At 60.3% G+C, this 23,002-nt stretch carries 21 protein-coding genes; 5 read left to right on the top strand and 16 right to left on the bottom strand.

Annotated features, from left to right (window positions below; genetic code table 11):
* Positions 1-279 precede the first annotated feature (279 nt).
* Positions 280-1,758, top strand: coding sequence for an NAD-dependent succinate-semialdehyde dehydrogenase (locus ACK6D9_RS08995; RefSeq protein WP_412051406.1), 1,479 nt, complete (start codon positions 280-282; stop codon positions 1,756-1,758).
* A gap of 59 nt (positions 1,759-1,817) precedes the next feature.
* On the opposite strand, the gene ACK6D9_RS08990 is transcribed toward ACK6D9_RS08995, so the two are convergent.
* Both ACK6D9_RS08990 and ACK6D9_RS08985 read right to left on the bottom strand, forming a co-directional pair.
* A complete protein-coding gene (locus ACK6D9_RS08990) occupies positions 1,818-2,909 on the bottom strand; it encodes an endonuclease/exonuclease/phosphatase family protein (protein ID WP_412051405.1) in 1,092 nt (363 codons plus the stop codon).
* A complete protein-coding gene (locus ACK6D9_RS08985; protein ID WP_412051404.1) occupies positions 2,906-3,136 on the bottom strand; it encodes a hypothetical protein in 231 nt (76 codons plus the stop codon). Before ACK6D9_RS08985 ends, ACK6D9_RS08990 begins: the two co-directional genes overlap by 4 nt.
* 155 nt (positions 3,137-3,291) lie before the next feature.
* Here ACK6D9_RS08985 and gntA point away from each other — a divergent pair, with 155 nt between their 5' ends.
* The gene (gntA, locus tag ACK6D9_RS08980) at positions 3,292-3,951 is read left to right on the top strand and encodes a guanitoxin biosynthesis heme-dependent pre-guanitoxin N-hydroxylase GntA (protein WP_412051403.1); all 660 of its coding nucleotides are present in this window, start codon (positions 3,292-3,294) and stop codon (positions 3,949-3,951) included.
* A 1-nt stretch (position 3,952) separates the two neighbouring features.
* A complete protein-coding gene (locus ACK6D9_RS08975) occupies positions 3,953-4,543 on the top strand; it encodes a DUF1989 domain-containing protein (RefSeq protein WP_412051402.1) in 591 nt (196 codons plus the stop codon).
* A 10-nt stretch (positions 4,544-4,553) separates the two neighbouring features.
* On the opposite strand, the gene ACK6D9_RS08970 is transcribed toward ACK6D9_RS08975, so the two are convergent.
* The 7 genes from ACK6D9_RS08970 to hutI all read right to left on the bottom strand — a co-directional run bounded on the left by ACK6D9_RS08970 (position 4,554) and on the right by hutI (position 13,001).
* Positions 4,554-6,104 carry a TRAP transporter large permease gene (locus ACK6D9_RS08970; RefSeq protein WP_412051401.1) on the bottom strand — a complete coding sequence of 517 codons (1,551 nt, stop codon included), beginning with the start codon at positions 6,102-6,104 and terminating at the stop codon, positions 4,554-4,556.
* A complete protein-coding gene (locus ACK6D9_RS08965) occupies positions 6,101-6,613 on the bottom strand; it encodes a TRAP transporter small permease subunit (protein ID WP_412051400.1) in 513 nt (170 codons plus the stop codon). The genes ACK6D9_RS08970 and ACK6D9_RS08965 overlap by 4 nt, the downstream gene beginning before the upstream one ends.
* Positions 6,614-6,683: 70 nt before the next feature.
* Positions 6,684-7,772: a TRAP transporter substrate-binding protein gene (locus ACK6D9_RS08960; protein WP_267655779.1), complete on the bottom strand. Its 1,089-nt coding sequence runs from the start codon at positions 7,770-7,772 to the stop codon at positions 6,684-6,686.
* 21 nt (positions 7,773-7,793) lie between these two features.
* Positions 7,794-9,476 (bottom strand): urocanate hydratase, encoded by a 1,683-nt coding sequence (hutU, locus tag ACK6D9_RS08955; RefSeq protein ID WP_412051399.1) that lies wholly within the window; start codon positions 9,474-9,476, stop codon positions 7,794-7,796.
* Positions 9,473-10,273, bottom strand: coding sequence for an N-formylglutamate deformylase (gene hutG, locus ACK6D9_RS08950; protein ID WP_412051398.1), 801 nt, complete (start codon positions 10,271-10,273; stop codon positions 9,473-9,475). Before hutG ends, hutU begins: the two co-directional genes overlap by 4 nt.
* The gene (gene hutH, locus ACK6D9_RS08945; RefSeq protein WP_412051397.1) at positions 10,270-11,811 is read right to left on the bottom strand and encodes a histidine ammonia-lyase; all 1,542 of its coding nucleotides are present in this window, start codon (positions 11,809-11,811) and stop codon (positions 10,270-10,272) included. The genes hutG and hutH overlap by 4 nt, the downstream gene beginning before the upstream one ends.
* Complete coding sequence (hutI, locus tag ACK6D9_RS08940) at positions 11,808-13,001, bottom strand: imidazolonepropionase (protein WP_412051396.1); 1,194 nt, start codon at positions 12,999-13,001, stop codon at positions 11,808-11,810. Before hutI ends, hutH begins: the two co-directional genes overlap by 4 nt.
* 74 nt (positions 13,002-13,075) lie before the next feature.
* On the opposite strand from hutI, the gene ACK6D9_RS08935 reads away from it, so the two are divergent.
* The gene (locus ACK6D9_RS08935) at positions 13,076-14,440 is read left to right on the top strand and encodes a formimidoylglutamate deiminase (protein ID WP_412051395.1); all 1,365 of its coding nucleotides are present in this window, start codon (positions 13,076-13,078) and stop codon (positions 14,438-14,440) included.
* Positions 14,437-15,138, top strand: a complete 702-nt coding sequence (locus ACK6D9_RS08930) for a GntR family transcriptional regulator (protein ID WP_412051394.1) — start codon at positions 14,437-14,439, stop codon at positions 15,136-15,138. The genes ACK6D9_RS08935 and ACK6D9_RS08930 overlap by 4 nt, the downstream gene beginning before the upstream one ends.
* Before the next feature lie 19 nt (positions 15,139-15,157).
* Here the strand turns inward: ACK6D9_RS08930 and ACK6D9_RS08925 are convergent, their stop codons facing one another.
* Genes ACK6D9_RS08925 through ACK6D9_RS08895 form a run of 7 tightly spaced genes read right to left on the bottom strand, consistent with a single transcriptional unit; the run spans position 15,158 to position 22,927 of the window.
* The gene (locus tag ACK6D9_RS08925) at positions 15,158-15,940 is read right to left on the bottom strand and encodes a carnitinyl-CoA dehydratase (protein ID WP_412051393.1); all 783 of its coding nucleotides are present in this window, start codon (positions 15,938-15,940) and stop codon (positions 15,158-15,160) included.
* The gene (locus tag ACK6D9_RS08920) at positions 15,937-17,997 is read right to left on the bottom strand and encodes an acetate--CoA ligase family protein (protein ID WP_412051392.1); all 2,061 of its coding nucleotides are present in this window, start codon (positions 17,995-17,997) and stop codon (positions 15,937-15,939) included. The genes ACK6D9_RS08925 and ACK6D9_RS08920 overlap by 4 nt, the downstream gene beginning before the upstream one ends.
* A gap of 8 nt (positions 17,998-18,005) precedes the next feature.
* On the bottom strand, positions 18,006-19,169 hold the full coding sequence (locus tag ACK6D9_RS08915) for an acyl-CoA dehydrogenase family protein (RefSeq protein WP_412051391.1): 1,164 nt from the start codon (positions 19,167-19,169) through the stop codon (positions 18,006-18,008).
* 4 nt (positions 19,170-19,173) lie between these two features.
* Positions 19,174-19,935 carry an SDR family oxidoreductase gene (locus tag ACK6D9_RS08910; RefSeq protein WP_412051390.1) on the bottom strand — a complete coding sequence of 254 codons (762 nt, stop codon included), beginning with the start codon at positions 19,933-19,935 and terminating at the stop codon, positions 19,174-19,176.
* A gap of 3 nt (positions 19,936-19,938) precedes the next feature.
* Entirely contained in the window at positions 19,939-21,372 is a 1,434-nt protein-coding gene (locus tag ACK6D9_RS08905) for a carnitine 3-dehydrogenase (protein ID WP_412051389.1), read from the bottom strand.
* Positions 21,369-21,989, bottom strand: a complete 621-nt coding sequence (locus tag ACK6D9_RS08900) for an HD domain-containing protein (protein WP_412051388.1) — start codon at positions 21,987-21,989, stop codon at positions 21,369-21,371. The genes ACK6D9_RS08905 and ACK6D9_RS08900 overlap by 4 nt, the downstream gene beginning before the upstream one ends.
* Before the next feature lie 20 nt (positions 21,990-22,009).
* Positions 22,010-22,927 (bottom strand): 3-keto-5-aminohexanoate cleavage protein, encoded by a 918-nt coding sequence (locus tag ACK6D9_RS08895; protein WP_412051387.1) that lies wholly within the window; start codon positions 22,925-22,927, stop codon positions 22,010-22,012.
* Between the last annotated feature and the right edge of the window lie 75 nt (positions 22,928-23,002).

Below are 23,002 nucleotides of genomic sequence, written 5' to 3'. Positions count from 1 at the left end.
GGGAGATAGAGCGTGCCCATCCAGCGGCCTGTTCGACCAACACGGGCCTCGACGGGGGTTATTGGCCACCGGCACGGCCGCTACCGACGCCGGCAAAATGCTTTATGCGCAAGCTTGGAACTGCAGCAAAACCGCTTTCGGTTGACTTGCAGCGTCTGCGGCAATGTGATCTGATTTCCTGATCCCATCACACGGCAGGATGGCCTATTTCCAGCGCGCACAGGCACCGCCGGAAAAAGCCCCTCGCGATGCACATTCTAAAATCGGAGCCAAAACCCCATGAGCAAAAAAAATCTGGCGGACATGCTGAAAAACCCCGACCTGCTTATCAGTTCTGCCTTTGTCGGCGGCGACTGGATGGCGGACGCGGCAAACAGCAAGCGTTTTGACGTGCTCAATCCGTCGACCGGCGCGGTCATCACCTCGCTGCCTGATCTCGGGGTGGACGAGACCAGGGTGGCGATCGATACCGCCTACCTGGCGCAGAAGGACTGGGCGGCCAAAACCGGCAAGGAACGCTCAGCGGTATTGCGCAAACTCTTTGATCTGATGATTGCCAATGCCGATGATTTGGGCGCGATCCTGACCGCTGAAATGGGCAAGCCGTTTGCCGAAGCCCGGGGCGAGATCCTGTATGGCGCGAGCTTCATCGAGTGGTTTGCCGAAGAAGCCAAGCGCATCTATGGCGACGTCATCCCCGGCCACCAGCCCGACAAGCGCATCATTGTGCTCAAGCAGCCGGTTGGCGTGGTCGCCTCGATCACCCCGTGGAATTTCCCCAATGCGATGATTGCCCGCAAGCTCGGGCCGGCGCTGGCCGTGGGCTGCGCCTTTGTCGCCAAGCCTGCCGCCGAAACACCGCTGTCGGCGCTGGCCATGGCCAAACTCGCCGAAGACGCAGGACTGCCCAAGGGCCTTTTGAGCGTCATCACCTCGAAATCGAGCGCGCCGATTGGCCAGGAATTCTGTTCCAACCCGAAGGTGCGCAAGATCACGTTCACGGGCTCGACCGAGGTTGGCCGCATCCTGATGCGGCAGTCGGCCGACCAGATCAAGAAAACCTCGATGGAACTCGGCGGCAATGCACCGTTCATCGTCTTTGACGACGCCGATCTCGATGCCGCCGTCGAAGGCGCGATGATCTCGAAATACCGCAACAACGGCCAGACCTGCGTCTGTGCCAACCGGATCTATGTGCAGTCGGGTGTCTACGATGCGTTCGCGAAAAAACTGGCAGTCGCGGTCAGCAAGATGAAAATTGGCGACGGCTTTGACGATGGCGTGACCACCGGGCCGCTGATCAGCGAAGCCGCCGTGAGCAAGGTGATGGAACACATCGAGGATGCAAAGGCCAAGGGTGCCAAGGTGGTTACAGGCGGCAGCCGCCATGCGCTCGGCGGCACCTTCTTTGAACCGACGATCCTGACCGGTGTTACCCGCGAGATGAAGGTCGCCGGCGAGGAAACATTCGGCCCGGTGGCGCCGCTGTTCAAGTTCGACACAGTCGACGATGTGATCGAACAGGCCAATGACACCATCTTCGGCCTGGCATCCTATTTTTACGCCAAGGATCTGACACGGGTCTGGCGGGTGGCCGAGGCGCTTGAATACGGCATGGTCGGCGTCAACACCGGCCTGATCTCGACCGAGGTCGCCCCGTTTGGAGGTGTCAAGCAATCGGGCCAGGGCCGCGAAGGCTCGAAATATGGCTGCGACGACTATCTGGAAATGAAATATCTCTGCCTCGGCGGAATTTAAACGGAGCGATCCCGGGGCTTTGCAAACACGTAAGCCCCGGGCCCCCACAAGGAGCCGTTCTATTCCCAATCGGCGCCAGCCGGAGGCCGGTTGCGGTTTGCCTCTATCTGGATCGCTTCATCAGCCTCGGCGAGGTCTTCTTTTGAAGGTGGCGATGGTGGATCGTTCCGGTTCTCGCCGGTTTTATCCTCCGTCAGCGCCAGACAGTAGAACATCGGGAAGTGATCGGAGCCGACGAACCGCTGCCGATCAATCGACACGAGTTCAAAATCGCGCGAATGGAAAATGTGGTCGAGTGGCCAGCGCATGAACCAGAAGCGCGCGTCAAACGAATTGAACATCCCCCTGCCCTGACGCGGATCGAGTAGGCCGGAAATCCGAAGGAAACGGCGTGTTGTTCGAGACCATGCGACGTCATTGAGATCGCCGGTAACGATCAGCGGCAAGGGTTCCGTGTGCGCCTGCTTGGCAACCACGAGAATTTCCGCGTCGCGGCCAAGCGTGTCGCGGTTGGGCAATGGCGGTTCGGGATGGAGCGCAATGATCCGGACATCGCGCCCGCCGGGTAGCCGGACAACACAGGAGATGCTCGGCACTTCTTCGTTGAGCAGAAACCGGACCTCATGCTCAAGCAAGGGATAGCGGCTCGCAAGAATGATCCCGTAGCTGTCCTCCTGCGGATGTTCGATGCTGTGATGGAACTCCGACAGGCAGGGCTGCAGTGCCCCCGCCCAGGCCCGGTCGGGTTCCATGAACACGGCGATATCGGGTCGGGTGTCACGGACCAGATCTATCACGCTCTGATAGTCCCGATTGCCCTGTTTGACATTGCAAGTGAGCACCGAAATTGTCGCCGCCTCCTTGCTGTCTCCCGCATACTGGACAGTCTGTACCGGCCACAGCGGGGTGAAGCGCACGACAAAGACAAGCTGGATGGCAATTGCCACAACAGCCATGACTACGGCAGCCACAAGCGTCGATGCCAGTGACCCGGCAAGTATCGCGCCAACAATGACCAACACTGATACTGAGATGGCTTGCAGTCGGCCAAAATCGAAAGAGCGCACCATGCCGTGTCCGAAGGGCAGCAGCGGTAACAGGCTGGCCAGCAGACAGAGAGCCGCGAGTACGGCAAGGCCGGCTTCGATCACGCGGGTGTTCCGGTCTCGGCGCGTGTCAGCGACACGCTGCTCGCCGGTATTGCGCTGGTAAGCGAGGCACGAAGCATCTGTCGGGGCGCGCGGATTAAAGGTTCAACCAATGTTTCTGCGGCGGCGATGGCGTTGCAGCGCAGCCGGAACGGGCCGGTGTAGCGGCTACCGAACCTGTAATACCAGCCGTCTCGCCAATTCTCGATCTCGAACAAGGGCTCGTCCATCGCACCATCTCCCATTTCTGCATGAGTTATCAACGCGGGATCGTGACGACGGTTCCCCCGATCGTGTCGAATGATCTTGCGGGAACTTCCCGGCGCTTGCCTCGTTTAATCGGGCAACCCCGCCCAAATGGCTCTGGAGAGTGAGTGGAAGACCGATGAGCGACAAGACCAGATCATTTCAGGAATTCATCCAGAGCGCGGAGTTTCCGTGCGTCGGCGCCAAATCCGCACTTGCGCGGGACGCCCTTACGGTGCTCCAGGCCGGCGATATCGACCGGCCTGTCGACGATGTCGAAATCCATCGTGCTCTTCATGATTTCAGCGACAAGCTTGACCACCAAAGCCCGATTGTCCGGTCTTTCGTAGTCATTTTCGATGGTCCTGACGGGCTTGATGAAGAAGCCTTCGAGAAGGCGCTGTGGAATAGGCTTCAGTCGCTGCACAATCTCGATGTCGTCAGCGGCCAGCCATGGAGCGAGGCCGTGGACCATGATCCCCAGTCACCGCATTTTTCGCTGAGCATTGGCGGCGAACCGTTCTTTGTGATCGGTCTGCATCCCCACGCCTCCCGCCCGGCTCGGCGCTTCGAGAAACCGGCACTGGTGTTCAACTCGCATATGCAGTTCGAGAAGCTGCGGGCCGATGGCCGCTTCGACAAGATGAAGGACATCATACGCAAGCGCGATGCAGCGCTGGCCGGCACCATCAACCCGATGCTCAACGACCATGGCGAAGCCTCCGAAGCGCGCCAGTACAGCGGCCGCGCGGTTGACCCGGAATGGAAATGCCCTTTTGCCCACAAGGATGTAGCCTGACATGACCAATCGAATCGCACCGCGCAGCGGCACCTCCTTCGAACTGAGGAAAGGCCAGTCGCTTACCGTCATTGATCCGGAGGGCGAGCAGGTTTCCGACCTGGTGGCCTTCAGCGCCAGCGACAAGCGCGAATATCTCTCATCAGGAAGGTCGATCGATTACGCGGGCAAAATCTTTTTGACCAAGGGCGACACCCTCTATTCAAACCGCTCGGTTCCCATGCTCAGCATTGTAGAGGACGAGGTTGGCCGCCATGATTTCAGCCTGACGCCGTGCTCGCGCGACACCTTCCGCATCATCTATAGTGACACCGATCCGCATCACGGGTGCCAGGGGAATCTGGAGAATGCACTGGCGCCTTACGGGATCGGCGCGGACGCTATTCCAATTGCGTTCAACGTGTTCATGCATGTCTCGGTGGACAGCGACAGCGGCGAGATCAAGGTGCTGCCACCAAAGAGCAAGCCGGGCCAGAAAACTGTATTCCGCGCCGAAATGGACCTGATTATTGCCATGACCGCCTGTTCAGCCGGTCAATCCAACAATTTTCGCTATAAGCCGATCGATTACCGGGTGGACGATGCGGCCTGAATCGCAGTTCTCAAAAAATCACGCCGGGCAGCCAGGTTGCCAGTTGAGGCAGCAGCCAGACCAGTGAGATACCGACGATCTGCAACCCAATGAAGGGCACGACGCCCGCGTAGATCTGTCCGGTGGTGACTTCGGGTGGGGCGGCGCCGCGCAGGTAGAACAGCGAGAAGCCAAACGGAGGTGTAAGGAAACTGGTCTGCAGATTGATCGCCAGCAGCACGCCGAGCCAAATCGGATCGTGGCCCATGACAATCAGCGTCGGCGCGATTAGCGGCAGCACGATCACCGAGATCTCGACAAAATCGAGAAAGAAGCCGAGCACGAAGACAAAGGCCATGCAAAACAGCAGCGCGCCTGCTGGACCGCCGGGCATGTTGGTGAGAATATGAGCCACCCTCTCCTCGCCGCCAAGGCCAATGAAGACCAGCGAAAACATGCCGGCCGCCAGAATGGTGGCGAAAATCATTGCCGTCATGGTGAGCGTTGAATCAACGGCGGCGTGCAGGGTCTTGGTACGCAGCGTGGCCTTGAGCGCAGCCAGGATCGCCACCGCCCCGATGATTGTAAGAACAATGTAGAAGCCGCCCGCTGCCAGCGAGAAAATGTCGAGATCGTTGCGCTGCAGGCGCACCGGAAACAGGCCGGCAAAGACGCCAAGGCAGATCAATGCGGCAGCGCCCCAGAGGATGATCCGCGGGTTCTTGCCAACCCGCATGCCGGCCATCAGCAATGCGCCGACAGCGCCGACAGCAGCGGCTTCGGTGGGAGTTGCGACACCGCCAAGGATCGCGCCGAGAACAGCAATGATTAACAACACCGGTGGCACGATCGCCGAGATGATTTCGCGCCGGTCGGGCTTGGCGAGATCAAGCGAGGCCGGCGGCATGTCTTGCGGCCGCAGCAGGCCGCGCACCAGGATGTAGATGAGATAGAGCAGCACCAGCGTCAGGCCGGGAATAATGGCGGCGGCGAAAAACTGGCCCACCGACAGCGCCTCGACCGAAAATTTGCCCTGCTCGTATTGCGCCTGCTGATAGGCGTTCGACATCACATCGGCGAGAATGATCAGCAGCGTCGAGGGCGGGATGATCTGTCCCAGCGTGCCGGCAGTGCAGACGATGCCGGAGGCCACGCGCGGATCATAGCCCGAGCGCAGCATGGTCGGCAGCGCGATCATGCCCATGGCCACAACGGTGGCGCCGACAATGCCGGTGGAGGCGGCAAGCAACGCGCCGACCAGCACGACGGAAATGCCCAAGCCCCCGCGCAACTGGCCGAACAGCCTGCCCATGGTGTCGAGCAGTTCCTCGGCGATGCGGCTTTTCTCCAGCACCGCGCCCATCAGCACGAACAGCGGAATGGCGATCAGCACCTGATTTGACAATAGCCCGAACACGCGCTGGCCGGTGGCGCCCAAAAGGGTGATGTCCATCACCCCGAGTGCCCATCCGAGATAGGCGAAAATGACCGCGATACCGGCGATGGTGAACGACACCGGAAAGCCGAGCAGGATGCCGCCCATCAGCCCGGCGAACATGATGAGATCGAGATACTGGCTCATGCGTCGGCCTTTGCGGCGTCAGGTCGGGTCAGGAAAAGTCGGATCAGCAGCGAAAGCGATTGCAGAACCAGCAGGATGCAGAACGCCGGGATCAGCGTCTTGAGCAGAAAAACCGCTTCGATGCCGCCGACCGAAATTGGCCCTTCCAGGATTTTCCAGGAATTTCGCACCGACGGCCAGGACCAGTAGAGCAGCACCAGCATCGACGGGATCAACAGCAGGATATGGCCGAAAATATCGATGCGGCGGCGACCGTCCGGGCTCGCCTTGGCATAAAACACGTCAACACGGACATGCTTGTCGACCAGCAACGTGTAGCCCGCACCGAGCATGAACAGGGTTGCGTGCATGTAGAGCACACTTTCCTGGGCGGCGATCGAATTGACTCCGAACACATAGCGACCGACGACGATGGCGAATTGCACCAGCACCATCAACAGGGCCAGCCACCGTACGATGCTGGCCGTCACCCGGCTGACGCCGTCAAGAAAGTCCGCCAGGCGCTGCATATGGTACCCTTTGCCCTGAAATCAGTCGGCGCGGAACCCTCGGGCACCGCGCCGACATCAACTGGATCGATCAGTAACCCATTACAGACGCACGGGCATTCATCTGCCCATTGTCGGCGTAGGTCATGTAGCCACCGACCAGATCGCGATAGGCGATGTAGCTTTCGGTGATGCGTTTGACCAGTTCATCGTCATTCTGGCGCAATTCGTCAACGACTTCTTCCGCCGCCTTGCCCATTGCGGCGACGACATCGTCGGGCAGCTTGCGGACATTGACACCATGCTCGGAGACCAGTGTCTTCAGCGATTGCGCATGTTTGGTGGTGTATTCGGTCCAGACCGGATTGTAGAGGCTTTCGCAGGCCAGCGAGACAACTTGCTGCAGGTCTTCCGGCAATTCGCTGTAAGCCTTGGCGTTGACACCGCACTCTTCCGCAGACGACGGTTCACCGACACCAGGCCAATAGTAGTTCTTGGCAACCTGGTAAAAGCCGAGTGCTGAATCGGTCCACGGGCCGATGAACTCGCCGGCATCAAGGGCACCGGTCTGCAGTGCCTGGAACATCGGTGGTCCACCCATCGCCTGGGCAGCCATGCCGAGCTTGGTGGCCATTTCGGACGCCAGGCCGGTGGTGCGGAACTTCAGGCCCTTGAGGTCTTCGACCGAGTTGATCTCGTTGCGAAACCAGCCGGCCCATTGCGGACCGGAGTTGCCGCACAGGAACGGCTTGACGCCAAAGCGGCCGTACATTTCGTCATAGAGCGCCTGGCCACCGCCATGCTGCATCCAGCCGAACTGCTCGTCTGCGCGCAGGCCGAAAGGCTGCGAACCAAACAACAGGATGCCCTTGGATTTGGAACCCCAATAGGCGGGAACGGCATGGTAGAGCTCGGCAGTGCCTTCGGAAACGGCGTCAAAGACGCCCGGTCCCGGAACGATTTCGCCCGCTGCATAGAGCTTGACCTCGATGCGGCCACCCGACAGCGTGGTGATGCGGTCGGCCAAAAGCTGGGCGGCAACGCCCGGACCGGGAAGGTTCTTAGGCCACGCGGTGACCATCTTCCACTGGCGCTTGTCCTGCGCGATTGCAGGCGTGGCAAGGGTCGCAGCCGCGGCTGCACCGGCGACGCCTGCCGTCAGGAATTTTCTTCTCTGCATGTTCGTTCCTCTCAGTTTGGTTCACCCAAGGATAGCGGGCAGATTGAGCCCATGTTCGCGCGCGCAATCGAGCGCGATTTCGTAGCCGGCATCGGCGTGACGCCAGACACCGGAAGCCGGATCGTTCCACAGCACCCGTTCGAGCCGCTTGGCTGCGGCGTCGGTGCCATCGGCGACAACGACCATACCGGAATGCTGCGAGAACCCCATACCGACTCCACCGCCATGGTGGATCGATACCCAGGTGGCGCCGGACGCGGTGTTGACCAGAGCGTTCAGCAGCGGCCAGTCGCTGACGGCGTCGGAGCCGTCCTTCATGGATTCGGTTTCGCGGTTGGGCGAAGCAACAGAACCTGAATCAAGATGATCGCGGCCAATGACGATCGGAGCTTTGAGTTCGCCCGATGCGACCATCTCGTTGAACGCGAGGCCTGCACGATGACGGTCGCCAAGGCCAATCCAGCAGATTCGCGCCGGCAGGCCCTGGAAGGCGATGCGCTCGCGCGCCATGTCGAGCCAGGCGTGCAGATGGGTGTTTTCTGGAAACAGCTCTTTCATCTTGGCGTCGGTCTTGTAGATGTCCTCGGGATCCCCCGACAGCGCTACCCAGCGGAACGGACCAATGCCACGACAAAACAGCGGCCGGATATAGGCCGGCACGAAGCCCGGGAATGCGAAGGCGTTTTCCAGTCCCTCGTCCTGCGCTACCTGGCGAATGTTGTTGCCGTAATCGAGTGTCGGAACGCCGGCGTTCCAGAAATCCACCATCGCCGCAACATGAACCTTCATGCTGGTGCGGGCTGCCGTTTCGACGGTCTTAGGATCGCTTTCCTGCTTTTCGCGCCATTCAGCGACGGTCCAGCCCTGCGGCAGGTAGCCGTGCAGCGGATCATGCGCGGAGGTCTGGTCGGTGACAATGTCAGGGCGCGGACCACCAGCCTTCATGCGTTCGACAAGCTCGACGAAGACATCAGCCGCATTACCCACCAGCCCGACCGATTTGGCCTCTCCGGCCTTGGTCCACTTGTCGATCATGGCGAGCGCTTCATCCAGCGTCTTGGCCTTTTCATCGACATAGCGGGTGCGCAGGCGGAAATCGATGCGGGTCTCGTCACACTCGACGGCGAGACAGCAGGCACCGGCCATCACGGCTGCCAAGGGTTGGGCGCCGCCCATGCCGCCAAGACCACCTGTCAGGATCCACTTACCTTTCAGATCGCCACCATAATGCTGGCGTCCGGCTTCGGCGAAGGTCTCGAAGGTGCCCTGCACAATGCCCTGCGTTCCGATATAAATCCACGATCCGGCGGTCATCTGGCCGTACATGGCAAGCCCGCGCTTATCGAGTTCGTTGAAATGATCCCAATTGGCCCAGTGCGGCACCAGGTTGGAGTTGGCGATCAGCACGCGTGGCGCATCCACATGGGTGCGGACCACGGCGACTGGCTTGCCCGACTGGACAACAAGCGTCTCGTTGTCATTCAATTCCTTCAGACTCGCGACGATCTGGTCGAAATCCTTCCAGGTGCGCGCCGCCCGGCCAATACCGCCATAGACGACAAGCTCGTGCGGGTTTTCGGCGACGTCGGGATGCAGATTGTTCATCAACATCCGCATCGGCGCTTCAGTCAGCCAGCTCTTGGCGGTGATCTCAGTGCCGGTCGGCGGATAGACGTCGCGCTGATTGTGTCTCGGATTGGTCATGTGTGGCCTCCCAGGGAAGATGTCAGATCTTGAAGAGCTGTCAGAATGGTTTTGAGGTGCACCCGCAGTTTCTCGGCCTTGGCCTGATCGTAGGCAAAGGGGAGTTCCTCGGCTGCGAGATGCGTGCTTTGCGCCAGTTCCATCTGGATGGCGTGAATATTGTCGGCCGGGCGACCATAATGCCGCGTGGTCCAGCCCCCCTTGAAGCGGCCATTGAGGATGCTCGAATAACCTTCGGCTCCGGCACAGATACCCGACACAACACCTTCGATCACAGGCGCGCAGGTGGCACCATTGTTGGTGCCGATATTGAAGTCCGGCAGCGTGCCTTCAAACAGGAACGGGATGTTGGAGCGGATCGAATGGCAATCATAGAGGATTGCAACGCCATGGATCTGACGGACCCGCGCAAGCTCGGCTTCCAGCGCTGCGTGATACGGCGCGTGCCAGGCGAGCCTGCGCGCCTCGATTTCCGCAGCGTCCGGCTCTTCCAGCCACAGGGGCTTGCCGTCGAAATCGGTCATCGGAACCAGACCCGTGGTGTTCTGGCCCGGATAGAGGCTTTCGCCCGACGGATCGCGGTTGGCGTCGATAACGTAGCGATGGAAATTGGCGCGCACCGTGGTGACGCCATCCAGCAGGCCCTCATAGAGCTGGTCGACATGCCAATCGGTGTCGCCCAGCGTTTGCCCGAGCGGCGTCAGGCGGGCAAAAATATCGGCCGGGACGTGGGTGCCGGTATGCGGCAGGCCCAGAACAATCGGGCCGCTTCCCTGTTTGATATCGACCGGGGTCATGCTGGCTCTCCGGCAAGCAGATCGGCCACATTGCATTCGGCCTGAACCAAGCCCTCGGCCACCAGCGATGCGGCCTTGGCGATGTCACCGGCCATGAACCGGTCGTCCTTGAGGGTGGCAATCTCGGAGCGGATCAGCGCGAGAGCAGACTGCAATGCCGGGCTTGTCGTCAGCGGTGCACGAAACTCGACGCCTTGCGCTGCGCACATCAATTCGACGCCGATTATGACGCTGAGATTGTCATTCATCCGCAACAACCGCCGCGCACCGTGGGCGGCCATGGAAACGTGGTCTTCCTGATTGGCTGATGTCGGAGTGGAATCGGTCGAGCACGGGTTGGCGAGATGCTTGTTCTCGCTCATCAGTGCCGCGGTGGTGACTTCGGCAATCATCAGGCCTGAGTTCAGCCCCGGCGCCGGGGTCAGGAACGGCGGCAGATCGAATGACAGTGTCGGATCGACCATAAGTGCTACGCGACGCTGGGAAATGGCGCCGATCTCGGCGATGGCGATGGCTATCTGGTCGGCGGCAAAAGCCACCGGCTCGGCATGGAAATTGCCGCCCGAAACAATCTTGCCTTCAGCGACCAGCACCAGAGGATTGTCGGAAACCGCATTGGCCTCGACCTCCAGCGTCTGACCGGCAAAGCGCAACAGATCGAGTGCCGCGCCCGCCACCTGCGGCTGGCAGCGGATGCAATAGGGATCCTGAACGCGGGTATCGCCGGAACGGTGGCTTTCGCGGATTTCGGACCCATCCATCACCGCGCGCATGGCCCGGGCGACATCGATCTGGCCACGGTGACCGCGGAAAGCATGGATGCCTGCCTCGAGCGGCGCAGTCGAGCCCATGATCGCGTCGGTCGAAAGACACGATGAGACGACACTGGCCTCGAGATTGCGGATGGCTGAGAAGTAGCCGGTCAGCGCGCAGGCAGTTGAAAACTGGGTTCCGTTGATCAGCCCGAGGCCCTCCTTGGGCGCCAGCACTGCCGGCTCTACCCCGGCCTGGTCGAGCGCCTTGCCAGCGGGCATGCGTTCGCCGTCAAAGATCGCCTCCCCCTCGCCGATCATGGCGGCGGCCATATGCGCCAGCGGTGCCAGATCGCCTGAAGCGCCGACAGAACCCTGGCTCGGAATTACCGGTGTGACGCCCTTGGCCAGCATATCCTGAATGACCGACAGGGTTTTCCAGGTGATACCGGATGCGCCGCGCCCGGCCGAAAGCAGCTTCAGCGCCATCATCAACCGGGTGGTCGACACATCGAGCGCTTCGCCAACACCACAGCAGTGAGACAGGATCAGATTGCGCTGAAGTTGCGCGGTGTCGCTGGGCTTGATGCGGACACTGGCAAGTTTGCCGAAACCGGTATTGACGCCATAAACCGCCTCGTCGCCGGACGCAGCCTGACGGACAAGATCCGCGGCCGCCTCGATGCCCGGCAGGGCGCTGTCATCGAGAACCGCTGCAACACCGGTGCGCCAGATCTGTTCGAGTTGGCCAAGCGTCGCCTGACCAGGCAATAGCGTCAGCTTCATAGCGCGCCTCCATAAATCCGCTTCCAGAGCGGGTTGAATCCAATGCGGTAGGCCAGTTCCGCCGGATGCTCGACATTCCAAACGGCGAGATCGGCGCGCAAGCCAGGCTTGATCATGCCCGCATCATCGAGACCCAATGCTCGGGCGGCGTTTCTTGTGACACCCGCAAGCGCCTCTTCCGGCGTCATGCGGAACAGGGTGCAGGCCATGTTCATGCTGAGCAGCAGCGAGGTCATTGGCGATGAGCCCGGATTGCAGTCCGTTGCCACAGCCATCGCCACGCCGTGCTTGCGGAACGCATTGATTGGCGGCGCGGCGGTTTCATGCAGCGTGTAAAATGCACCGGGCAGGATCACTGCGACCGTGCCTGCTTCTGCCATGGCGGCAGCATCCGTAGCGTTGGCATATTCAAGATGGTCGGCAGACAAAGCGCCATAGCTCGCGGCCAATTTCGCACCACCGAGGTTGGATAGCTGTTCGGCGTGCAACTTGACCGGAATACCGAGCGACCTGGCCTTGTCGAAGACGCGGGCTATTTGATCCGGTGTAAAGGCAATGCCTTCGCAAAAACCATCAACCGCATCAACAAGGCCTTCGGCATGAGCAGCTTCAAGTCCGGGGATGCAGACTTCGTCTATATAGGCGTCGGCACGCCCCTTGTACTCGGGCGGCACCGCGTGCGCGCCGAGATAGCTGGTCCTGACCCTAACCTGACGACGCTCGGCCACAGCCTTGGCAGCGCGCAGCATTTTCAACTCGTTTTCAATATCGAGGCCGTAACCGGACTTGATTTCGATGGTGGAAACACCTTCGGCAATCATCGCATCAACACGGGTCAAGGCTCCGGCAAGCAATTGGTCCTGAGTGGCTGCGCGCGTGGCAGCGACCGTCGAGACGATGCCGCCGCCTGCGCGGGCGACTTCCTCGTAACTCGCCCCCTCAAGCCGCATCTCGAATTCGCGGGCACGATTACCGCCGTGAACCACATGGGTGTGGCAATCGATGAGCGCCGGCGTCACCAGCCGGCCTTTCAGGTCAAGGCTCTCATCAAGCTTGAATTTGTCCGGAAGATCGCTCACCGGCCCAGCCCAGGCGATGCTCCCTGCCCTGATGGCTACAGCCCCCTGCTCTACCAGTCCATAGGCTGGTGTGCCGTCCATGGTCGCCAATGTCGCGTTGATCAGAAGCATGATTTCGCCGTTGTTATGTTCGCGTTATTGAACTATAAGTATATACATAAAAACCTGTCAAGAGGCGTGACACAATGACGATTGTCTGGGCTGAAAAAGCGTTACTGGAAAGCGGCTGGGCCGAGAATGTGCGGATCGAGATCAGCCAGGACGGTCTGATCAATGCCATTGGGCCAGACAGGCCGGCAGAGGGCCACAGAACCGGGGTGCTGCTGCCAGCACCCGCCAATTGCCACAGCCACGCCTTTCAACGCGCCATGGCTGGACTGACCGAAAGGCGCGGGCCCAATGCGTCGGATTCATTCTGGACCTGGCGGCAGCTGATGTTCCGCTTTCTCGACCGGCTGACGCCGGAGCATGTCGAGGCGATTGCCGCCTTCGTGCAGATGGAAATGCTTGAGTCCGGATACTCCGCCAATGTCGAGTTCCATTACCTGCACCATCAGCCCGGCGGCGTGCCCTATGCAAATCTGGCTGAAATGGCCGAGCGGATTGCTGCTGCAAGCGCCACCACCGGCATGGGATTGACGCTTCTACCGGTGCATTACCAATATGGCGGCTGCGACAAGCGCCCGTTGGGGCCGGGACAAATCCGGTTTGGCAACACGCTCGACCGCTATACCGAGCTTCATGCCAAATCTGCGGAAGCCATTGCCCACCTGCCCGCCGACAGCCGCATCGGTGTCGCGCCGCATAGCCTGCGCGCGATTGCAATTGAAGACCTTGCGCACCATGCAGAACTGGCCGGCGACAACCCGCTGCACATGCATTTGGCTGAGCAAATTGCAGAGGTGGAGGAAATCGAGGCCGCGCATGGCAAGCGACCGGTGGAACTGGTGCTTGAAAAAATGGAGCTGAATGAGCGACGCTGTTTCATCCATTGCACGCAGATGCTGCCGCATGAAACCGAAGGTCTTGCCAGAAGCGGAGCGGTTGCAGGACTCTGTCCTATCACAGAATCAAGCCTGGGCGACGGCATCTTTGATGGCGTCCGCTGGTTTGAAAACGGCGGCGCGATTGCCCTCGGTTCAGATTCCAATATCCGGATTTCGCTGTCGGAAGAACTCAGAACACTGGATTATTCACAACGGCTGCGTGATCATTCGCGCGCGGCATTGGCGATGCCGGACAAGTCCACCGGACGGCGGCTGTTTGATGCCATCAACGCGGGCGGGGCCAGTGTGTCGGCGCGCAATAACGGTGCTCTAGCCGTCGGCAAGCTCGCCGACATGATGGCGCTTGATGCCGAGGCGGTTGATCTTATCGGCCGAACCGGCGACACAATTCTCGATTGCTACATATTCGCCGGCGACGACCGCATGGTAGGCGATGTCTGGTCGGCAGGCCGCCACATGGTGACAGGCGGCAAGCACGTGAAACGGGAGGCTATCGTCTCGGCATATGCGAAGGCGATGAAGGAGCTTGGAGAAGCCATTTGAGCGGGGGAGATTTCAACAGCTGGCAATCGGTTCAGGCGGAAGTTCTGCGCCGGATCAACGCCCGCGAATGGAAGCCGGGAGACTTCATTCCAAACGAGGCGGAACTGGCGATCGAGTTCGGCTGCGCCAGGGCAACAGTCAACCGGGCACTTCGGGCTCTTGCCGAATCAGGACTTCTCGACCGTCGCCGCAAGGCCGGAACTCGGGTGGCACTGAACCCGGTGCGCAAGGCCACGCTGGATATCCCAGTGATCCGCTACGAGATCGAAGGCAAGGGCCAGACCTACCGCCACACGGTGCTCACGCAGGAGCGCGCGGTGCCGCCATCAGGCATCCGGGCCCGCATGCAGATCGAGTCCGGTATCAAACTGATCCATCTGGTCACGCTGCATCTGGCTGACGGCAAACCTTATGTGTTCGGAGACCGCTGGATCAACACAGCGGCGGTGCCCGGCATCGAGACAGCCGATCTCACCGTCAAAAGCGCCAATGAATGGCTGGTAGCGAACATCCCGTTCGAGGGTGGAGACTTCTCGTTTTCGGCAATGACTGCAGGCAAACGCGAAGCCGAAATCCTTGCTTGCAAGGAAGGTGAAGGCTTGTTCGTCATCGACCGCAGCACCTGGAACAAGGGACTGGTGATCACCTCGGTGCGGCTGACCTTTGCACCGGGTTATCAGATGCACACCAAGATCTGAGCGGTCGGGCGTTTCACTGCTATTTTCCCGTCCAGACCGGATCGCGCTTTTCGGCAAAGGCCTTTGATCCTTCGAGATTGTCTTCTGACCCATAGAGTGTATCAACGGTGCGCAATTGCCGTTTGGTCACCTTGTTCATGGTGTCCTGGAATTTCTCGCCTTCGGCTTCGCGCACCACTTCCTTGATCGCAGCAAAGACCAGCGGCGGGCCGGACGCGAGCAGCTCGGCCATTTCCCAGGCCTTGACCATCAGCTCATCGGCTTTATGGATCTGGTTGACAAAGCCCCAACGGTGGGCTTCCTCTGCGTCGAGCCAGCGGCCGGTGAACAGCATTTCCATGGCGATATGATAGGGAATGCGTTTCGGCAGCTTGATCGAGGCCGCGTCAGCCACCGTGCCGGAGCGGATTTCGGGCAGCGCGAAGCTTGCATGTTCAACGGCAAGAATAATGTCGCAGGACAGTGCTATCTCCAGCCCGCCGCCGCAGCAGATGCCGTTGACGGCGCAGATCACCGGCTTGTTGAGATGCGGCAGTTCCTGAAGGCCACCAAAGCCGCCAACGCCATAATCACCATCGACCGCATCGCCATCGGCTGCAGCCTTCAGGTCCCAGCCGGGGCAGAAGAATTTCTCACCGGCGCCGGTCAGGATTGCGACACGCAAATCCGGATTGTCACGGAAATCACGGAACACCTTGCCCATGATACGGCTGGTTTCCAAATCGACCGCATTGGCCTTTGGCCGGTCAAGCGTGACTTCCAGCACGTGGCCAACAATACGGGTCTTGATTGGTCCGGTCATGGTCGGGATCCTTCCTCATTCAGGCAAATCAGCGCGTCGACGGCTATGGCGTCAGACGTGCGGGCGATCAATGGATTGACTTCCAGCTCAATGAGCCGGTCAGCGTGAGCTTCAGCATAGTTGCACACAGCCATCACCGCATCGACCAGCGATACGATGTCTGCTGCCGGTTTGCCGCGATAGCCTTCAAGCAGCCGGCCGACCTTCAGGCTTCTGAATGCGGCCTCAACCTCGGTCCGGCTTGCCGGCAAGAGCAGGCTGGCCGTGTCCCCAAGCAGCTCGGTCAGAACGCCCCCGGCGCCAAGGGTCAACAGAAACATGCCTGTCGGATCACGGGTGATGCCGATCAACAGTTCGGCAAGTTGGCCTGACACCATTTCCTCGACCAGATACCCTTGAGCTGTGCCGCTCATACGCTCAGCCGCTGCGACAAGATCTTGCTGGTTTGGAATATTGAGCACAACCAGTCCGGCTTCGCTCTTGTGCGCCGCGCCTGTTCCCTTGAGCACGGCAGGAAATTCCAGCGCGGCGGAAGCTTCGGCCAACTCATCGATTGTTGCAACAGTCCGGCTCTGCGGACACTTTAAGCCAAAGCCGGACAGAGCGTCTTTCGAGGCAGCCTCGCTGAGAGTGATGGGCGTTCCAGCATGCGTTGATGCCAGTTGCACAGCCGGAGCTTCACCGCTGCTGATCCGGCCTGCGGCAATGGCGGAGTTGATGGCCGCTATGCCTTCGCTCATGCCATGGAGGACGGCGACACCTCCCTCCATGAAACTGCGGGTGAAGCTGTCCGACATGTTTTCAGGCAGGCTGGCCAGTACCGCAACGCGCGCGCCGGTGTCGGCCTTGGCTGCAACAATGGCGTCGACTGCGCATTGATAGCCCGACAGGTCGCAGCGGTCGGCGCGCGGAAGGTCCAGAATGAAAACGATGAGGTCAAATGTTTCGGCCATGACCATCGAGAACATCCGGGTCATGCGAGGCGTGTCACCCCAGATGAAGGTGTGATAGTCGAGCGGATTGGCGATGGTGACGATGGGTCCAAGTTCGGCTTTCAACGCGGCGCGTTGAGCCGGCGCGAAATCGGCAAAATCCAAGCCGCTGCCGCTTGAAAGATCCGCCATCAGGCTTGCTTCGCCACCGGAGCAACTGACTGAACAGATTGCGGACCCCGGCAGCGGCCCGACCATATGCAGAAGCTTGAGCGTTTCGAGGAAGACGGCAATGGTCGCGACCTCAATGATCCCGAGGCGCTTGAGCAGCGCCGATCCCGCCGCAGCATTGCCGGCCAGCGAAGCCGTGTGGGTCATGGTTGCGGCCCGTGCCTTGTCGGACCTGCCGATCTTGATGGCGACGACCGGTTTGCCTTTGGCACGCGCCTTGGCGGCAAAAACTTCCAGTTCACGGATGTCGCCAAAGCCTTCGAGGTAAAGCCCGATGGCGGTGACCCGTTCATCATCAAGCAGCGCTTCGGCGATGGCGCTAGCGCCGACCTGCGCCTGATTGCCTGCCGCCACGACATAGGCAATCGGCAGGCCGCGGGCCTGCATGGTCATGTTGATGGCGATATTGGAGGACTGGGCGATAATTGCCACGCCACGATCCACAGTCATGCCGCCGTGCTGATCCGGCCACAGCGTGACATTATCGAGATAGTTGAGAAGCCCGTAGCAGTTGGGCCCGAGGATCGGCATATCGCCTGCGGCCTCGACAAGCCGCGTCTGCAGATCAGCCCCGCCGGCAGTTTCAGTTTCGCTTTCGAGAAAGCCTGAGGCAAAACAGGTTGCCCCGCCGGCTCCCATGGTGCTGAGCTTTTCGACCACCTCGATGGTCGCATCGCGATTGACGCCGATGAAGCTGGCGTCGGGCACCCCCGGCAAATCATCTATGGAGGCAATGCAGGGCACACCGAGAATGTCGCTGCGCTTCGGATTGACCGGCCAGATGTCGCCATCAAAGCCGGACTTTTTCAGTTGGGCCACAACATTGACAGCCCAGCCGCCGCCAAACAACGCGATGGATTTTGGCCTCAAAAGGCGGGAAAGGTCAGGTTTCATGGACGAGATCACGCGCCAAACGGGCGCAACAGCGAGCGCGAGATGATGTGGCGCTGGATTTCCGACGTGCCTTCCCAGATGCGTTCGATGCGAGCGTCGCGCCAGATACGCTCAAGCGGCAGTTCATCCATCAGCCCCATTCCGCCATGGATCTGGATCGCCTCGTCGGCGACCATGGCCAGCATTTCGGTGGCCTTGAGCTTGGCCATCGCCATGTCGGCGTCGGACACCGTGCCCTGGTCGAATTTCCAGCCGGCCTCGAGGATCATCAATTCGGCGGCCTTCATTTCCATCGCCATGTCGGCGAGCTTGAACGAGACGCCCTGGAACTTGCCGATCGGCTGGCCAAACTGTTCGCGGGTCGCTGCCCATTCGACCGAATGCTGGAATGCGCGGTCGGCGCGACCGAGACAAGTGGCGCCGACCTGTAGCCTTGTGGCGCCGAGCCAGGTGTTGGCGACCTCGAAGCCCTTGTGGACTTCGCCGAGCACATTTTCGGCAGGGATGCGACAATTGTCGAATTCGAGGATAGCGTTGGTATAGCCGCGATGGGAAACATTGCGGTAGCCGTCGCGAACGGCATAGCCCGGCGTGCCCTTGTCGACGAAAAACGCGGTGATCAGTTTTTTCGGACCGCGCGGTGTGTCCTCTTCACCAGTGGCCATGAAGGCGATGGTGAAGTCGGCGATGTCCGCGTGGGAAATGAAGTGCTTGGTGCCGTTGAGCACCCAATCGGAACCGTCCTGTTTGGCGCTGGCTTTCATGCCGCGCAGGTCGGAGCCAGCACCGGGTTCGGTCATGGCCAGGCAATCCCATTTCTCGCCAGCTACGCATGGATCGAGATATCGGGCGCGCTGATCAGGCGTGCCGGCGCAGAGGATGTTGGAAGGCCGCGCGACGCAGGTCCAGTGCAGCGCGTAATTGGCGCGGCCAAGCTCTTTTTCGTAGAGCAGCCATGTCGGTGTATCGAGACCGGCGCCGCCGAACTCCTCAGGTATGTTGGCGGCGTAGAGCCCCGCTGCAATCGCCTTCTGCTGGATCTCGCGGACAAGATCCATATCAAGATGGCCGGTGCGTTCAACCTGGGCTTCGTGCGGATAGAGTTCATTCTCGACGAAAGCCCGTGTGGTTTCGACGATCATCTCCTGTTCCTGGGTCAGTCCGAAATCCATGTTCTTATACCTTTGGGTCGGGGTTTTCAGTATGGCCATCAACGGCAATCACCTGGCCTGACACCAGCCGTGCACCGTCGGACGCCAGAAAAACGGCCATGTTGGCAATGTCCTGAGCCGAGACGAAGGAGCGCATCGAAACGCCTGCCTCATATCCGGCGCGGATGGCTGCGGGCGTGGTTCCCTTGGCTTTCGCCTCGCGTGCGATCACACCATCAATCCGCTGACCTTCAACGCATCCCGGTGCGATTGCATTGGCGCGGATGCCGTAGGGGCCGAGCTCCATGGTCAGCGTCTTCATCAGCCCGATCTCCGCCCATTTAGCAGATGCATAAGGCGAGCGGTTGGGGAAGCCGTTGATGCCCGCATTCGAGGAGGTGATCAGGATCACGCCCGATTTCTGCGCCTTCATCATCGACGCTGCATATTTGGCGGCCAAGAACGCGCCTTCCAGATTGACGGCGATGCAGCGGCGGAAATCCTCAATCTGCACGTCCTCGACCAGAGCCGTGGGGCCTGCAATGCCGGCATTGGCGCAGACGACATCAACACTGCCCCACTCGTCTGCAATGCGCGCGAAAACCGCCTGCATGTGGTCAGGATCGCTTGCGTCGCCGGTCATTTTCAGCCAGCTATCAGGGCACTGAGCCAACGCGGCCTCGTCCATATCGGTGACAAAGATCCGGGCACCATCGACTGCAAAGGCCTGAGCCATTGCCTTGCCGATGCCCGATCCGCCACCGGTGATGAGAACCCGCTTGCTCATCGCCTAGTCCTGCATGCTGGCGGGTTTTGGCAGTTTCGACTGGGCTTCGCCGAGCGCGGTGATCTTTGCCAGAACCTCGCCTTCGGGCTCGCAGGTGCGGCGGGTTTCGAGCGAGACATGAAGAAGAAGCTGGTTGCAGGTCGACAGCAGTTCGCCGTCGGCGGTGCGGATCATCTCGTGATAGAGCCGCAGCTTCTTGCCGCGGGCTTCGAGGACCCGGGTGCGGACATGGATGGCGTCGCCCAGATGGGTCTCGCTTAAATAGCCGATTTCATTCGAGACGGTGAAATAGGACAGGCCGCCGTCGATATAGGCCTGATCGGCGCCGACCATCTGCATGACGACGTCGCCCGCGTCGGAAAACACCTGACCATAACGGCTTTCGTTCATGTGACCGTTGTAATCCATCCAGTCGATCGGGATGACGCGGTTCAGCGTTGTCAGCGGCTGGTCGATGTCAGCAGGCAGTGGAGGCTTGTTGCGCGCGTCCTGAATATTGAGAAGCTCTCCCGAGCCCCAGTTGCGGCCCTTAAGCGCCCGCATCATGGCAACAAGATTGTCGTCGCGGATGCGCTCGAGTTCACGGATCGAATGCATGCCTGACTGCGTGTCGGACTGATCGGCGATCATGTTGGTCAGTTCTTCGGTGAGTTCCGGCACATCCATCAGCTTGGTCCAGGGCCAGGACAGGCAGGGGCCGAACTGGGCGATGAAATGGCGCATGCCCGCCTCGCCGCCGGCGATGCGGTAGGTCTCGAACAGGCCCATCTGGGCCCAGCGCATGCCGAAGCCATAGCGGATGACGTCGTCGATTTCCTGGGTGGTGGCAACGCCGTCCTTGATCAGCCAAAGCGCCTCGCGCCAGACAGCTTCGAGAAACCGGTCGGCAATGTGGGCGTCAATTTCCTTGCGCACGATCAACGGTTTCATGCCGATTTCTTCGAGCACCTCTTTGGCGTGCTCGACAGTTTCCTGAACCCCGACAAGCTCGACAACCGGCAGCAGGTAGACCGGGTTGAACGGATGGGCGACGAAGATCTGCTCCGGCCGTGCCGCGCCCTCTTGCAGTTGAGACGGTTTGAAGCCGGACGTGGACGAGCCAATCAGCGCATCCTTGCGGCAATGGGCCTGGATTTCAGCAAAAACCTTGTGCTTGATATCGAGGCGCTCGGGCGCGCTTTCCTGGATCCAGTCCGCGTCAGCCACGGCTTCTGCCAGCGACGCAGCAAAACTGAGTTTGCCTTCTTTCGGGACGGTCACGTCCGACAGCGCGGGCAAGGATCGCCGCGCATTGGCTAGCACTTCACTGACCTTTCGTTCAGCTTCCGGATCAGGATCGGAGACGATCACATTCCGACCATTGAGGAGGAAGCGCGCAGCCCAGCCGCCGCCGATGACACCGCCGCCGATGATGGCGGCTGTTTTGTTTTCACTCATGTGTTTCGCTCTTTGGCACGTGTGGGATCGGTCAGTTCAACCCGTTCGCCGGCGCGGATCACTGCAGGATCATAGGCTTTGCGGGCAAAGACCTGCTCGACTTGAGCGCGGAAGAACTCGATGTCTTCATGCGGGTAGTCCGGGTCAAAGCTGTTCTGGTCCCAGCGCTCGCAGAATGTGGCGCAATCATCGTAATAGGCATGGCCCTTGTAGGCATCGCGCGCGTGCGGATTGCCGCCAACATGTTGGGCGTAATAGAGCTTCTGGAAGTCGCCGTGCTTTTCCACCACCCAGGTGCATTGCTCGCGCACGAAGGGTTTCAGGATAGCGGCCGCATATTCATCGTGATTGTAGGGCGCATAGATGTCGCCAATATCATGCAGCAGTGCCGAGACCACCCAGTCGACATCGGCGCCATCACGCCAGGCGCGGGTGGCGGCCTGCAACGAATGTCCGAGGCGCGTGACCTGGTAACCCGACAGGCTTTTGTCGAGATCCACCATTGCCGAGAGCAAGCGTTCGCCGGTCTTGGCGGCATAGTCGATTTCGTGTTCGGTGAGGAATTCATAATCCTCCCGATCGCCATCCTTCATCGCCGTGAACTTGACCTTTTCCATATCACCCTCCCCTTCGTGTTTCATGCAGCCGCAGGCGCGCGTTTAGTCAGGTTCAGCCGTTCGCGGACTTCCTGCGGACCGATGACCCGCGCGCCCATATTCTCGACGATTGACGCGGCGCGCTCGACCAGTTGGGCATTGGTTGCGAGCTGGCCCTTGCCGAGCCAGAGATTGTCTTCAAGACCAACGCGGACATTGCCGCCAGCCAGCACAGAGGCCGCGACATAGGCCATCTGGTTGCGGCCAAGCGCGAAGGCTGACCAGTTCCAGTCATCGGGTACGTTGTTGACCATCGCCATGAAGGTGTTGAGATCGTCAGGTGCGCCCCACGGCACGCCCATACAAAGCTGCACCAAAGCGTCCGGTGCGAGCACGCCTTCCTTGACCAGTTCCTTGGCGAACCACAGGTGGCCGGTATCGAAGGCCTCGATTTCCGGCTTGACACCGAGCTCAGTCATCATGCCGCCCATAGCGCGCAGCATGCCCGGTGTGTTGGTCATGACGTAATCGGCCTCGGCGAAATTCATGGTGCCGCAATCAAGCGTGCACATCTCGGGCAGGCATTCCAGAATGTGCTTAATGCGCTCGGATGCGCCGGCCATGTCTGTGCCCACAGGATTGAGTGGCAATGGCTTTTCGGTCGGCCCAAAGGTGATGTCGCCACCCATGCCGGCTGTCAGGTTGAGGACCACATCGACTTCGGCTTCGCGAATGCGTTCGGTGACTTCCCGGTAAAGCGCAACATCGCGGCGCGGACTGCCGGTCTCGGGATCGCGGACATGGCAATGAACAATGGCGGCACCGGCCTTGGCGGCATCGATCGCCGAATTGGCAATCTGCTCGGGCGAACGCGGCACATGCGGGCTGCGGTCCTGGGTGGCGCCGGATCCGGTGACGGCGCAGGTGATGAAAACCTCGCGATTCATGGTCAATGGCATGCGGTCAATCCTCCTCTTGAGTGTCGTGCAATGATGACTGGCTTGCAGCCACATGCATTGCAATTTACGAAGTAA

This window comes from Hoeflea sp. Naph1 (assembly GCF_046837775.1).
Lineage (GTDB): Bacteria > Pseudomonadota > Alphaproteobacteria > Rhizobiales > Rhizobiaceae > Hoeflea.
The sequence above is the reverse complement of the archived record's forward strand: the minus strand, read 5'-3'. Positions and strand labels throughout refer to the sequence as shown.

Excerpts from the sequence above, each read along its gene's own strand:
- ACK6D9_RS08935 (WP_412051395.1), top strand. The coding sequence starts at position 13,076 with ATGACGATTGTCTGGGCTGAAAAAGCGTTACTGGAAAGCGGCTGGGCC.
- hutU (WP_412051399.1), bottom strand. The coding sequence starts at position 9,476 with ATGACCAATCCGAGACACAATCAGCGCGACGTCTATCCGCCGACCGGC.
- ACK6D9_RS08900 (WP_412051388.1), bottom strand. The coding sequence starts at position 21,989 with ATGGAAAAGGTCAAGTTCACGGCGATGAAGGATGGCGATCGGGAGGAT.
- ACK6D9_RS08985 (WP_412051404.1), bottom strand. The coding sequence starts at position 3,136 with ATGGACGAGCCCTTGTTCGAGATCGAGAATTGGCGAGACGGCTGGTAT.
- ACK6D9_RS08995 (WP_412051406.1), top strand. The coding sequence starts at position 280 with ATGAGCAAAAAAAATCTGGCGGACATGCTGAAAAACCCCGACCTGCTT.
- ACK6D9_RS08910 (WP_412051390.1), bottom strand. The coding sequence starts at position 19,935 with ATGAGCAAGCGGGTTCTCATCACCGGTGGCGGATCGGGCATCGGCAAG.
- ACK6D9_RS08970 (WP_412051401.1), bottom strand. The coding sequence starts at position 6,104 with ATGAGCCAGTATCTCGATCTCATCATGTTCGCCGGGCTGATGGGCGGC.
- ACK6D9_RS08905 (WP_412051389.1), bottom strand. The coding sequence starts at position 21,372 with ATGAGTGAAAACAAAACAGCCGCCATCATCGGCGGCGGTGTCATCGGC.
- ACK6D9_RS08895 (WP_412051387.1), bottom strand. The coding sequence starts at position 22,927 with ATGCCATTGACCATGAATCGCGAGGTTTTCATCACCTGCGCCGTCACC.
- hutI (WP_412051396.1), bottom strand. The coding sequence starts at position 13,001 with ATGCTTCTGATCAACGCGACATTGGCGACCATGGACGGCACACCAGCC.
- hutH (WP_412051397.1), bottom strand. The coding sequence starts at position 11,811 with ATGAAGCTGACGCTATTGCCTGGTCAGGCGACGCTTGGCCAACTCGAA.
- gntA (WP_412051403.1), top strand. The coding sequence starts at position 3,292 with ATGAGCGACAAGACCAGATCATTTCAGGAATTCATCCAGAGCGCGGAG.
- hutG (WP_412051398.1), bottom strand. The coding sequence starts at position 10,273 with ATGACCCCGGTCGATATCAAACAGGGAAGCGGCCCGATTGTTCTGGGC.
- ACK6D9_RS08915 (WP_412051391.1), bottom strand. The coding sequence starts at position 19,169 with ATGGATTTCGGACTGACCCAGGAACAGGAGATGATCGTCGAAACCACA.
- ACK6D9_RS08965 (WP_412051400.1), bottom strand. The coding sequence starts at position 6,613 with ATGCAGCGCCTGGCGGACTTTCTTGACGGCGTCAGCCGGGTGACGGCC.
- ACK6D9_RS08960 (WP_267655779.1), bottom strand. The coding sequence starts at position 7,772 with ATGCAGAGAAGAAAATTCCTGACGGCAGGCGTCGCCGGTGCAGCCGCG.
- ACK6D9_RS08975 (WP_412051402.1), top strand. The coding sequence starts at position 3,953 with ATGACCAATCGAATCGCACCGCGCAGCGGCACCTCCTTCGAACTGAGG.
- ACK6D9_RS08925 (WP_412051393.1), bottom strand. The coding sequence starts at position 15,940 with ATGACCGGACCAATCAAGACCCGTATTGTTGGCCACGTGCTGGAAGTC.
- ACK6D9_RS08920 (WP_412051392.1), bottom strand. The coding sequence starts at position 17,997 with ATGAAACCTGACCTTTCCCGCCTTTTGAGGCCAAAATCCATCGCGTTG.